This is a genomic window from Ignavibacteriales bacterium, from assembly GCA_026390595.1.
In the GTDB taxonomy this organism is placed as follows: Bacteria; Bacteroidota; Ignavibacteria; order UBA10030; family UBA10030; genus UBA9647.
Window position 1 is genome coordinate 268,627 of sequence record JAPLFQ010000025.1, and the last position, 13,533, is coordinate 282,159.

A 13,533-nucleotide genomic window follows, 5' to 3' on the forward strand; every position below is an offset into this window, starting at 1 on the left:
GCCCGCCGGAACAAAGTGGAGGCAGGAGGGACGAAGCGAAGCAATCTAACACAAACCGCGCGGCCTATGTATAGATTGCTTCGGCAAAGCGCGCCTCGCAATGACAGGTTGGCTGTTCTTGAGATGGGTCCTTCTCTTCTCAGGTCCGTTCTTGTTCCATCCTGAGGGTGCAGGCCGGTTGTGCCAAAAAGGCGACCGATCCATACCCTGTGTCCCGGTCCCAGCGTATGGGAGCGCGGCGGCCGTCGACGAGAATGCGCGGTGCTTCGGCAGAGAAGAATGCAGCGTCAACGAAACCCATCGGCTCAACCCGGACTTCAACTGCATCAGACAGGCGCCTGGTGCTGAGCACCTTCGCGTTTGTGACTTCTGTGAAGCATGGAAGCATGGCGGCGTTGCCATAGCGGGCTGTGACGACATGGCTCTTCGGTGAATGGAACTCCGAAGGGATCTTTGTGCACCCGTCAATGATCGTCCCGTCGACGCTGAGACTTTCAAAATGAGGTCCGCCGTACACGGTCTCGAACGTCCAGGTACCTCCCCGCCATTCGATACCTTCCATCCGCGCTGCGGCAAGCGGGAGCGAGAGGGGAACGTGCGTTATTCCGCCGGGATCGAATTCAAAGCCAACGACGGATTCGCGCAGTGCCCGGTGCCATGCGGTGACGCAGTTGAGATTCGAAGCGCTGCCGTGATGTTCCCAGCTGCGCGGGTCGTTTTCCCTGAATCCCTTCAGAGCGAGAAACTCAGGACAATAGCCCAACCCGGACAAAGCCTCTTCGGCGCGTCGGAGCCACCGCATAATGGAGCCGGCGTCGCCGGCTCTTCGAAGCAATGTGAGAGCGTAGAAGTCCCAGTGCGGATACCACGAATCGAGAACGTCTTCTCCTGACGGGCCTGTTTCGCTCAACGGTATAACTCTCGTCCCGGCATCGGTCACCAATTCGCGGCCAATGAATGCAGCGGCTTCCCGTACATGCGGTCTCATAAGCGGCAGACCTAATGGCGATTGCAGGAACAGCAGTGCAAAAAGAGGGTGGAAGCGACTCCGGGTGTCGGCATCTGCATTGACCGAGTCGATGAAAAACCCCGCTTCCGTATCCCAAAACCAGGCGCTGAAGTTCTGTGCAATTCTTGCGGCTGCCGCGCTTGTGCGTTCTTCGAGTTTGTCATCACCGATCTGCCGTGCTATGTTTTCCAGAATCCGGCAGAATGCATACCAGCTTCCGACCTCCATGCACACGGCGCTCTGTTCGCTTCTTCCGAAAGCAGACAACAGGTCGGGGTAGAAACCTTCCCCCTTGACCAGACCTTCACGCAACAATTGCTGTTCGGAGGCTTCGAACCGCGCAATGAACGACGGAAGGGACTGTCGCAGCACATTGTCGTCGTTGGTCTCGAGAAATGCTTCGTAGACAAGGGCAGCCTGGAGAAACTCAATGCCGCCCGGTGACGGAGTATCGAGCGGGAGCAAAGATCGGGTCCATCGGGCCGGGATTCGTCCCTCCTCGTCTCTGTGGTGCTCGATGAAACGCACGGTCTTCAAGACGTTCGGGCGATCTCCCCATCGCAATGCCTCCATCATGGTCACGAGTGAATCCCATGCCCAGATCCAGTAATAGCGCCCCGGGCATGCCCGGGGTATTCCATAGTCACGTACAATGCATGACTCAACGAGTCCGGGGACCGTTGCGGCGAATTCTTCAAGGTGTGGAAATCCCGGGAGTGCCAGTCCGGGCAGCATCGGTCGCTCACGCTGCGCCTCACTCTTTTCAATTGCGGCTTCAGCCTGGTCCGAACACCGGATGGTGAATTCCGTTGCTTCACCCGGCCGAAGAGTCTGCTCAAAGATCCATGTGTTCGCCGTTTCGGAGATCGACCATCCTGTGCCTCCAAATGTAATGACGCATTCCGCATCGTAGAGCGCGAGGTCAGTATCCTGAAATTCGGGACGAAGATCGTCGCGCACGGCAAGACCGGATCGCTTCGGTGTGCTGAAGATCTTTTTTCGAACAGGCTCCGGGATAAGAAAATCACCCGCGTACGGCCCGGTCCGGCGAATCCATTTCTGAAGCATGATCTGGTCCCGAAAACGCGTTACCACGTTCCCGCCTTCAGCCCGGAATGGACTCCAGGTCCTTTCCCCGTGGACGGCGGTGAACGGGCTTTCCTTCGCCATCCGCACACACAGTGTCTGTGTCAACGCAGACGATGACGTACATCGAACCACCAGCCCCCGGCCTGAGGCGGCAATGGCAAGCGAGCAGACCCCGCCCGGCAAGAGCGTGTCCGACTCGATGCGCGTCGGTTGCCAATCGACGTCGTTCGTTTGCAGCATGTGCTCTTTGTTGTCAACTCGAACTGAGAAGCTCAGCACGCCAGACTCGTGAACGAGAATCCGCGAGTTCTTGCTCACGGGCTGAAGCCCATGATATCCTACTTCGGTGATTCCATGTTCTGCAGAGACGAACGCGTAGATGCGGTCGTGCGATATCCAACAACCTTTGTCCACGAGGGAACTCAATCTTCGTTTCATGGAGTTCCCCTCAGCGAGATCCACGTTCCGTCGAACTCGGCCGCCGTTCCATCCGGAAACTTCCACGTCGCACGATTGCCCGTCTGAAATTGCAGCTCCGGCGGGTTGCCGTTCATGCATATGCACCAAAGAATGAAAGCGTTCTTGTTTTCACACGAGATGCACAGAACCCGGTCCCGCTCGCCGCTGTTCGGGTATGCGGGGACGAACCCGGTCAAACCGGTTTTCCACGTCACCTTTTCTGATGAGAAGGAAACGACAGCATTCGGGCCGTTGCTTCCCGTACCGATTTTGAAATTGACAACCTGTCCTCCACCGAATTGACTGAACTCTTCACACGAATGCAAATTCCATTCGATGCTCGCTGCGTTGGCGAGCGTAACGACATCGGCTCCGAATATGTACCGGCCCGGCTGAACACAAATGCTGCGACGAAGCGATTGGACGCCGAGATGCGGAAGGTACGAATGCGCAAGTTCTACGGTCGCAGCAACAGTGCTTCCTGATGTTCTGATGTCAGCCAACGGTGCGTGGAGTGATGGTGGGACAAAGTCCGGCATCCATACTGCCGAATCGCCGATTTGTCCCGTTCCATTGATCGTGATGATGTTGTGGAGTGACGTGTCGCGCCGGTACACGGGCCCCGGACCGCCAATCAGCATCGAGTTGTTCTGATGCAAGAGGAACGAACCGTTGCACGGATCGCTGTGCCCGTATCCACCTGTGATTCCGGCCTCATAGCGGTGTTTGCCAAGCGGCGGCCCGGAACGAAATGTAAAGAGGGAATCGGACGTCCGGACGAAAATCTGTGCTCCATCGGGAAAGGCTTTTGTGCCCTCTCGCGTATGAACAGGCTCGACGTGATCGGGAAACCAGAGGCATTCATACACTCTTCGCCTCGCAGGAGCATTTCGGAAATCGACGCCCTTGACGGGGAGCTCGAGCAAGACATCACCGAGCCAACGAGCCTCTCCTGATCCGGTTCTTGCAGCGATCAGGTAGTGACACCAACTGTCGCCCCCCACGCGGTATTGCGGGTCGCCAAAAGTCACGCCATGTAATCCGTCCGGTGAGGTCGCAGCTGCGCGAAACGCAGAAGCATTGATCATGACAGCGCTGTGAGGCCAGATCTCGGGTCCGCCACCACTCCGCAGAAGCTCCAACCACCGCAGCAGGAAACCAAATTCATAAATCCAGAGATTGATGCCATGGGGGAAGAAACCATCTGCGGGAAGCATGGAAAGCACAAGCCTGGCAACACCGGCGAGATGGTTTGACCATTCGCGTGCACGCGGATGTGTGTCCTGGAATAGAAGGGAGAAGGCGAGCAAGCCCATTCCGCAGCCGAGGTAGTGGGCCTGAGAATAATCTTCGCGCTCATAACCGAGATGGTTCCAGCAGATGTCGGCAATTTCCCAAAGGCGCTTCCGGATGCGCTGTTCGTCGTCTGCGCTCAGATGGTGGAAGAGCCAGTCATAGCCCACGCTCAGGAGGAAGAGCGTTTCCCCTGACTGCGTGTCGATGGTGAGCGGAGCAAAGCCGGGTTGCTCCGTCAGAGCACAATAGTCCAGAAGGCTCTTGATCGCGCGCTCGATGTTTGCTGAAGAGGGTTCGATGAGAGCGAGGAACGCACCGATGAGGACTCTGTCTTCCGGCGTGAGAGATTCGGGACCATCCGGGATCTTTGATTCCGGTGTGACAACGAGAGACCGATCCCACATTGGAATGAATTCATGGATCCTTCGGAGGGACTCTCTGCGCGCAACGGTCTGATTTTGCTTCAGGGCTGAGATGTCGGACTGGTTGATCAACAGCCGCGGGTGGCGGTGTAGCTTCTCTGCCGGAACCTCGAAAACGAACGGCGCGGGCTTGAGAGGACGAACTGCGTAGAACTGCGCTTCGAGCGGAACAAGCCTGGGGTCCGTCATGCTTACAACGATTTGTTCCGATCGAAAGGAGCTGATCTTCACTACAGCGCGGAGTACATGCCGGGCGAGCTCGTCCCCCCAGAATTGAAATTGCAGCTCATGCACTCTCTCGCCGGACTTGAGCGTCGTCAAAGGCATGGGCGGGATGCCGCGCCATCCGGGCCAGGGACCGACGCGCAGGCCGGGAGGTTGCTGCTGGAACGTGAAATTCGGGAACGTATATGGGCGGTCTGCATCGCTGTGCACTGCGTAGCGACAATGTTCTTCCAGCGGATAGCTCGTCGCGTCGAACGTAATGAGAACAATCGTATCCGCCCGCTCAGCGGCAAAGGCCGGAGCGACATACTGCATCCCAGCGTCGCTCACTAACTTCAGAGACGAAGTGCCGAGCAGCGTCACGGGGTCAAAAGGGGCGATATAAGGGGGTGGTGAAAACACTTTGATAAGAAAATAATTTCACGCAAAGCCGCAAAGTTCGCAAAGACTAATGATTTAATTCAAGAAGCTTCTCTTTGCTGTCTTGCTTGCCCCGACGTTCATGTCGGGGGCGCCTTTGCGTGAGAATTCTTGATACACCTTGTACCTGCGCACGCTGCTACAAAGACACCGGTTCGCCCGTCAGGGGGAAGAAGATTCGTTTCAGCCGATCAGTCTCGGGGAGTATGACAGACGTGTCCCCGATCCTCAATTCTCCTCCGTAGCGATACCCTGCTCTGGAAGGAACGAGCGAAACGATCGTGCCCTGCTTTGTTTGAGTCATCGTAACCCAGCATTTCTCCGGGGCATTGACCGGCCGAAGTACGGTCATTGACTTGAGTCGGGCCAACACGTCAGCCGGTTCAGAGGAACCTGGCCTCCGGGAAGCTGGTATCGATGTGCCGTCTTCAAAAGTATTGGGGGTACCATAGAGAAATGCCACTTTCCCTTTGGCACCTTTCAGCCTGCCGAGCAATTGGCGATCTATGACCATTGAGTAGGGACAGAGGATGAAATCGTACTTGCCCGATCCGACACAAAACTGTTTCCCGGCCCAATGACCGTTTCGCGCCGCAGTGGTTGCCGTGACATCGACGTGAAAATGATTGTCGAGAAGGGAGAGGATAAGCGCGAAGATCTCGGCTGCAGCTTTGTCGGCACGAGGGTCTGCAAGCGCATACAGTGACTCCACCGGATAGAGAACGAGGAGATTCGCCGATGGAAGTCTGCTGCCGACCTTGTTCAGTTCGTCCGACAGGAAACGATTCCACGTTGGGAACGCAGGCCACGTCGAATGTTCCGGATAGCCCGGAAGCTCGGGCGTCCCGAGAAATGTGCGCTCCTGCCCGATTGTGCCGACGGGTCCGTACGCATGAGCCAGCCAGTGTGTGCCGAAGAGAGCCATGACCTTGACGCAGTGTTCCATGACCTCCTTCTGCCATCCCTGTCCGTCGTCGTCGCCGACGGTCCAGAGGTTGTTGTAGGCCAGGGGGCGTTCGTTCGATTTTCCAAGCGAAGCAGCAAAGACCGACATCGCTGCGAGGTTGGAGTACCATGGAGAATCATCGGCTCTCAGTTTGTTCACCGCACCGAGATCAACGAACCCGCCGCTTTTGGCCCGGGCCGTCTCCCAGAGATTCAGCGATCCGTGGTTCATGTCGCACATATCGGCTGACTCGAAGTGCCAGGTATCGTGAATGCCCAGGATGGTTGCGGGACCCCAAAGGCGCCGGACGTTCTTGCGCAGATCCAATTCCGCACGAACGACGGAGTTCTGAACCGAGCGGTAGTATGCAAGGCGGACCGGCACATGAGAGGAATCTTCTGCCTCGAACGCTAGCTTCCAGAGTTCACGCCCGACCGGTGATTTCCTGGCTGCCTGATATGCTCTTCGGATCGAAGAAGAGTAGGGGAGTGAACCATACTGGCAGGTGTAGCCCGGCTCGTCCCACATGATCCCATCTGGGGAGCATCCTTCTGCCTTGAGCTGGTCAAGCAGCGTTCCGTACCATCGAAGGTGCTGACGGTTGGAGAAATCAAAATGGTTAGTTTGGACGTGAAAGAAGGCTATAGTCGACCATTCGTCATCAATGCCTTCTGGTACACGACCGAAGGCCTCGACGTATTTGTCGCGGGCATTGTAGAAGAGCCGTGCTCCCGGTGAAATATCGACGACGTCTTTCTTGCCTAGGAGCGCCTTCCCGCGTCTGAATGCATGGACTCCCGCGAGTCCAATCGGAACAAATTCAACGGCGACGTCGGTCAGCATGTGGACGTGCCGGGGCGCCAGCGTGCAGCGAATGGTGTACCGGCCGCCCCGTACATCTGCCGTGTTGGGCACCACATCAGCTTTGGCGGCATTCCCAAAGAGCACAAGTTCCAATGCGGAAGAGTCACGCACAATCTTGTGCGAAACGAAGCGTGGATCCGGACCCAGCCAGCATCTCATGCCGTGGCTGCGGCACAAGTGATTGATATGACGCCATGCGTCGACAGCCATCGGGTCATCCCATGAGTAGCGGCTGCAGCGGACGAATGCAGCCACACCGCCAAAACCTGCATCTGCGAGATCACGGAATTGTCTCTCGAGCAGCTTGCGGTCTTCAATGACTGCGTCGGTGATCGACCAGACCATGATAGGCCGGGTTTCGTCGTGTTGATGTTCCGAACGTGTCTTCTTCACGAGAGTACCTCGAAGAGTACATTATCAAACCATGTCGTTCCGCTTCCTTCCTGGATCAAGAGAAGATGAAGTCGGTCGGGGGCAGGGGACAGGGGAGGGGTGATGACCTTCACCATGCTCCAATCCGTATCCCCCTGAAGTACCTGGGCTGATGTGAACGTTTCATAGTTTTGAATATCGAACACGCTCCCATGATTCTCCCTGTGGAGCCGCACGGCAATCATCGCCTTTCCTCGGAGGTTTGAAGTCTTCACGAGAGCTGATAATTGGTATTTTGTCCCGCCAACGAAAGGGTCGCCGCCAAAGGCGGGTCCAAGCGTGGTTACCTTCCAGCACGATCTTCCGGCGCCGCGGGAATCGATCCTCAGGCACGAAGAGTCATCAAATCCAAACTTGTTTTCAAGTACCAGAGTTGATGCCGAATCCCCCTCGGCTTCCCAAGGCCAGATGTAACGACAATCCGGCTCGATGGTCTGGAGCGTGCGTGTGAAACGATTCACGCCGGAGACGTACAATGGGATTGAGGCGAGCTCCGGCGCGGGTCGATCGATTGCCCGGTCGACGATCGGTTTTGCCTCTTTCCAGTCCAGCGATGTCAGCTCGTAGCCGGCTTCAAAATGCGATCCGGCGGGGAGCACAACGTCCTTTCCTTCTGTGCAGATTCTGTACGCAAAGTGCGCGTCCCACATATACGCACAGAGGCCAGCGGTGATTTTGTTCTCTGAGAGTATCGTGAGACACGGATTTTCATCTTCCTGCAGCCACAAAAACCTGTCCCCCCGATTCATCACGATGTTGTGTTTGTCCGAAGTCTCGAGATGATGATGAGGGATTCTCTCGACGCCTGCCGGTGTGACGAGGCAGCAAGCCTGGTACCGTTTCGGATCGTTTGGGTTCGGCGAAAATGTCCCATCCGGCCAGAAGTTGACGAACTCGACTTCACCCTGAGTCGGATTCGGAGTCACCCGCCAGCCCTGGCTAGAAACGACATCGAGTGTCGCCTGGACGGAGTAGACATAGCGGATGGGATTTTGAAGACTCCGGATCGTTATGACCATCGAGCTTGAACATGCGCCTGAAGCGGTTGTCCCCGAACACTTGAGCACAACCTGGTCAGGTTTCTGTGAAACGATCTCGACGTGTCCTCCTGCGCCGGTATTTCGTTCGGGGTCCTGATGATTGGCGTACTGCATCCAAAAGAGAAAGAGCGGGACAGTCTCACCCACGAGCGCCCTTCCGCCCGGGCGAAAGCGCGCAGAAATCAGCTTGAGTCCGCGGATCTCCGCAATCTGATCCGCGCCGTCCAGAACCGAAAGGTCCGCAGGGCCTGTCTGTTTAGCGCTGAGGCTCACGCGCAGCCTGTAAGAGTTGTTGGTTGATTGCCGTGATGAATTCTTTGCCCAGGCCGCCGTGCTGGAGAAGACGGTCAAGCTCAGTACGTGCAGCTCGATTGATTTCTGATTGTGAAGCTGCCAGCGCCTCAACCGTCGTTTCCCGTGCCCAGAGTTTATCGAGTAAGGGCTGCAGGCGCTCGAGGATGGAAGCGGATGTCCAGCTCGAGAAGCGCACGAAGAACCGTGGATCGCCCGCCGGGTATTTCAGACTGCGCTGCCATACTTCACGAAATCCGCTGCCGACGAGCCGGGGATACCGGGCTTCCCAGCCGGAGACGAAATCCACATCCCTCAGGACGGGGTTCGGTTGATAGATTGATGCGCCGCCAATAATCCATTTCAGTGCTTTCCACGCGGCCTGGGGATTTTCGGTCTGAGAACTGATCGACAATCCGCCGCTCTCTGAGCGAAAACACCGGACCGGGCGGATTCCAAAACGCGGGATCGGAGCAACGCCCCAGCGAATCGTGAGCGTTTCGAACAACACCTGGTGCGGCACAGCCTCGACGAGCATCGCCACCTTTCCGGTCTGCAGAAGCTGCGACGCCTGCATGCCCATCGCCTGCATCCGGCGGAGGTCTGGCATCAGCCGATCGTTCATGAGCGCAAGATAGTGCCGGTAGACTTCGAGAGAAGCTTCGGAGAGATTCAGAAACAGAGACCGTTCCCGGGTCGACGCGCCGTTCATCAGCTCGAATATCTCGACGAAGTGACTTGGTATGAACACGCCATAGTGCTCCGGCTCGCCGCCGGCATTCTTTTCGGCCGCAATGCGCCGCGCTGCGGCGAGGAGGTCGTTCCATGTCCACGAGGTGTCAGGATACTGAAGGCCCGCCTTGTCGAACAGATCTTTGTTGTAGTACACTCCCGCCGTGAAGTTCCAGTTGCCGATGCTGTACAGTCCGCTGTCGGCAGAGAAGCCCTGACGGTACACATCGGGCCAGAGACGGTCTGCAAATGGATCACCGGCGCTGAGAGAGCGCATGTCGAGCAATCGGCCTTCCGCCGCCAGCCTGTCCCGGAGGACATTGTTCGTGTAGAAGATGTCCGGCGGCTGCCCGGCTGCGATCATCGCATACAGTTTTTCCTGGCCGGTGAATGGCTGCAGCATGAGCTCAACGCCTGTGGAGTCGGCGAAGGAGGGGAGCTCTTCCTGAAGATGTTTGATCTCGACGGCATTCGCAGCGCAGTTGTAGGTAATGCGTGCCATGCCGGTCCTGGATTGCTCTTTCGTTCCGCACGAGGAAACGATGAGGGCGGCGAAAAGAAGAAAGGCCATCGACCTGTTCGAACTCACCGCAGACCTCCCATGGCAATGCCTTTGACAAGATATTTCTGACCGAGTGTGAACAACAGGATGTTCGGAACCATGACCATGCATGCCGCCGCCATCAACAGGTGCCACTGGGTCATTCCGGTCCCGACGATTTGCGACTTCAGCATATTCAGCCCCAGCGTCAGTGTGGCATGTTCAGGGGAATTGATATAGATCAACGGAGTGAAGAAGTCGTTCCATGTGCCGATGAACGTGAACAGCGCAACAGTGATCAGCGCGGGACGAGCGAGCGGCAGTATGATACTCCAATAGATTCTGAATCGTCCTGCGCCGTCCAGCCGTGCCGCTTCATCGTACTCCCGCGGAATGGTGAGGAAAAACTGACGCAGCAGAAAAATGTAGAACGGTGACCCGAAGAAGGAGGGGACGATCAGGGGCCAGAGCGTGTCCACCCACCCCAGGCGGGAAAACAAGATGTAGAGCGGGATCATGGTGACCTGTCCCGGCAGCATCATGGTGGACAGGCAGAGCGCAAAGAGAACCGTGCGTCCCCTGAAACGAATTCGCGAGAATCCGTAGGCGACGAGACTGCACGAAAGAAGCGTTCCGACGAGGACGAGTCCTGTGACGATGACGGTGTTCAGGAGGTACCGTCCCAAAGGGATGAGCGCGGCGACGTCGGAATAATTCTCCCACCGCGGCTGAGCCGGTATCCACACAAACGGCTGAGCGAACACTCCCCGGACGTCTTGCAGGGAAACGGAAAGCATCCATGCCAGAGGCAGCAGAAATCCGGCGCTGACGACCGCCAGGATGACATAGACCGCACCCGAACGAACGAGTGTGCCCCCCGCCGCAGGGCTTCTGTCAGATGATCGGGAGCCGTTCACGCACCCGCCTCGTAATGGACCCGGTTCTTACTCAACCGTGTTTGGAGCACGGTGAACACGAGTATGATGAAGAAAAGAATCCACGCAAGTGCAGAGGCGTATCCCATCCGGAATTCCAGAAACGCCTTCTTGTAGAGATAAAGAACAAGAAAGAGCGTTGCATTGTTGGGCCCGCCTTCGCTTCCCGCCTGCGCAGCGCCGGTCATGACAAATGCCTGGGCAAAGACCTGGAAGCTTCCGATGACTCCCATGATGGAGCTGAAAAAGATCGCCGGCGAAATCATCGGAATAGTGATGTGGAAGAATCGCCGGGCCGGACCCGCACCGTCGAGCGCTGCAGCTTCGTAGAGTTCCTGGGGAATGCCTTGCAGCGCGGCCAGGAAGATGATCGTCGTTCCGCCGACACCCCAGAGCGACATAATCACCAGTGAGGGCTTTGCCCACGCTTCGCTCTGCAGCCACAAGGGGCCTTGTACTCCAAGCCAGCGGAGAAACGTATTGAGGAGACCGAATTCGGGATTGAAAATCCATAGCCAGAGCACCGAAGCTGCGACGATGTTCATGATCGACGGGAGAAACAACATCGTACGGAAGAATCCCATTCCCGGGAGCCGGTTATGCAGGAGCATTGCCAGCGCGAGCCCGGCCGCGATGCACAAAGGGACTGAAAAGATCACATAGAATCCGGTATTCCACAGGCTTGTGAGGAACAACGGATCTTCGGTGATGATGGACTGATAGTTTTCAAAACCAACCCATGTCGGCGGCGAGAGCATCGACCAGGAGTGCAGGCTGATGACGAGCGAACCGATCATCGGGCCGGCGGTGAAGATGAGGAAGCCGGCAAGCCAAGGAGCGATGAACGCGTACCCGCCGAGTGATTGTCTGATGCTTGTTCTATCGCGGCTCATCGGTTCAGCGCTTCGCTTCCGAACAGCGTCCGGGGGCAGAAAGGACCCTCTGACACTCCGGCCGCGGAGACTTCCATGTGAGTGATTTCGTCCTCCATCCCACACCATTGGCGTGAAAGGATATGTTCGCGGAATGGATCGTACAGAATCTGCATTACGGTTTCTTTGCCTCGGGCGACGATTCGCCGAATCTTCGACTCGACCGTCGCCTCTACGTTGACGGAGCGTGCGTGCTTCAGAAACTCTCCCCAATCGCCGAACTGATCCTCAGTCCATACCTCCAGAAAGAATCCGGAACTCCAGTTGTTGACTTCGTCTCGTGCAAAATCCTTCACAGGGCCGTCATAATTGTACGTTGAAATGAGAAAGAAGTCTTTCTCGACTGAAAGTTGCAATGGCGAACTCCCGCCTGCCGGAACGGGCTCCAGCGGGATGAGAAGGATGAACGTCCTGCCGTCGCGGATGCAGATACGCGAACCGGTGCGCAACTTGACCGGGAATCCGGTGACCGGCCTTCCATCGACGGTGATGAGGTCGAATGGAGCAGCGTATGAGAAAATGAAGTCCGTTCTGAAGCTCTTGATCCCTTTGTGCCCGGTTCGTTTTGGGGAGTATGAGACGATCAGCCTGTTCTCATGCTGATATGTTGCGCACCGCCCTTCTTCCGAAAGATAACTGGCGTCCACGTCCGATGAACTCGTGTGACAAAAATTCGGGACGCCCGGCAGAGCTCCGTTGTAAACTCCACGTGTGAAAGCCGAGCGGAAGTCAGAAAGTGACTTGATTTCATCGGAGCGCCGGATACGAAGCATGACAGAGTCAGAATGTCCCGCATTGACATATGGTTTGGCAGCCGAGCCGAGTGCAAATTCGGGGGTCATGAATGTCGTCAGATCGGTCCAGCCGCCCGGATAAACTTCTTCGTCGAACGCGAAAGGACGATCAGAACCGCGTGCCGTGTCGGCACCATCGGGGGATACGACTCTCCGGCTGTTCTCGTGATAACTCTCTCCGTAGGTTGTCATCCGGAATGAGTAGGGGAACGGCTTCTCCCATGCGATCGCCGCGGCACGCCCGGAGAAATGGTACGGCGTGACGGCAGTGAGCGCATTCTGGAGCAGATCCGAAGGATGGTCGAATCGAACCGACAGTGAGGGGTCAAGGAAGATCTGCCTGCCCGAAGCGGCGAGGAGTGCGCAATGAAGAACAGAATACCCGCCGAATGAATCTTCAAAGTACGACCGTGAATGCGGTCCGGCGAACTGGCCGCTCGGAGCGTGATAATGCATGGCGACGTTCAGCCAGAGTGCGTCTTCGAGGAAGCGAGCGAGTGACCTGGCTTCAGGATTCTGTCCATACTCAGCGATCAAAGCGAGAAACGTAAGATCCAATGCGGTATAGGTCAGGCTGTTGTACTCTGACATTTCCGCCTGTCGCAGCCGTCTCGACCGATGATCGCCGATCCGCTGCTGGAATCGCCGGAGGCGGCGCAAACCTAATTCGACGGCCCACGATTCGGAATGCAGTTCGCCCCCAAGAATGAGCGTGCAGTAGGCTCCCAGCGGATGGTTGACGTTCCCGTCTTTCCATTCTGTTCCCGCAGCGTTTACAAGTTCGGAGCGGATTGCGGAGCGAAGGGCGTTTTTTGTTCTCTCGTCAAGGCGATCAGATACGCCGTGAAGGAGGGCAAGCATGGAGGAGGCTGTATGCGTACCGTCGCTGCCCGTGAGCGATTGAAGAAGCTCGTTCCCGCGGTTCTTTCCTTCCGGGGAGTCATCAAAGAGCAGACTCGTTGCATACCAGCACGTGTCTCGCACGATGAGGCAGAGCCCGGTCTTCGGTTCAAAATGCCGGTCTCCGGCTTCGCGCGCAAGTTGAAGGAGCCGGCGACGTTGATCGGAGATCGGGGAGATCGGATTGAGTGCGCTCATGAGGTTCT

General features: G+C 56.9%; 8 protein-coding genes. All 8 read right to left on the reverse strand.

What is annotated here, in order from left to right:
• Positions 1 to 139: 139 nt before the first annotated feature.
• Positions 140 to 2,536, reverse strand: a complete 2,397-nt coding sequence (locus NTU47_14970) for a hypothetical protein (GenBank protein ID MCX6135112.1) — start codon at positions 2,534 to 2,536, stop codon at positions 140 to 142.
• Positions 2,533 to 4,830, reverse strand: coding sequence for a heparinase II/III family protein (locus tag NTU47_14975; protein ID MCX6135113.1), 2,298 nt, complete (start codon positions 4,828 to 4,830; stop codon positions 2,533 to 2,535). Before NTU47_14975 ends, NTU47_14970 begins: the two co-directional genes overlap by 4 nt.
• Before the next feature lie 229 nt (positions 4,831 to 5,059).
• The gene (locus NTU47_14980) at positions 5,060 to 7,123 is read right to left on the reverse strand and encodes a hypothetical protein (GenBank protein ID MCX6135114.1); all 2,064 of its coding nucleotides are present in this window, start codon (positions 7,121 to 7,123) and stop codon (positions 5,060 to 5,062) included.
• Positions 7,120 to 8,475: a hypothetical protein gene (locus NTU47_14985; GenBank protein MCX6135115.1), complete on the reverse strand. Its 1,356-nt coding sequence runs from the start codon at positions 8,473 to 8,475 to the stop codon at positions 7,120 to 7,122. Before NTU47_14985 ends, NTU47_14980 begins: the two co-directional genes overlap by 4 nt.
• A complete protein-coding gene (locus tag NTU47_14990; protein MCX6135116.1) occupies positions 8,459 to 9,814 on the reverse strand; it encodes an extracellular solute-binding protein in 1,356 nt (451 codons plus the stop codon). Before NTU47_14990 ends, NTU47_14985 begins: the two co-directional genes overlap by 17 nt.
• Entirely contained in the window at positions 9,811 to 10,683 is an 873-nt protein-coding gene (locus tag NTU47_14995; GenBank protein MCX6135117.1) for a carbohydrate ABC transporter permease, read from the reverse strand. The genes NTU47_14990 and NTU47_14995 overlap by 4 nt, the downstream gene beginning before the upstream one ends.
• Positions 10,680 to 11,594, reverse strand: coding sequence for a sugar ABC transporter permease (locus NTU47_15000; protein ID MCX6135118.1), 915 nt, complete (start codon positions 11,592 to 11,594; stop codon positions 10,680 to 10,682). The genes NTU47_14995 and NTU47_15000 overlap by 4 nt, the downstream gene beginning before the upstream one ends.
• Complete coding sequence (locus NTU47_15005) at positions 11,591 to 13,525, reverse strand: hypothetical protein (protein ID MCX6135119.1); 1,935 nt, start codon at positions 13,523 to 13,525, stop codon at positions 11,591 to 11,593. Before NTU47_15005 ends, NTU47_15000 begins: the two co-directional genes overlap by 4 nt.
• Between the last annotated feature and the right edge of the window lie 8 nt (positions 13,526 to 13,533).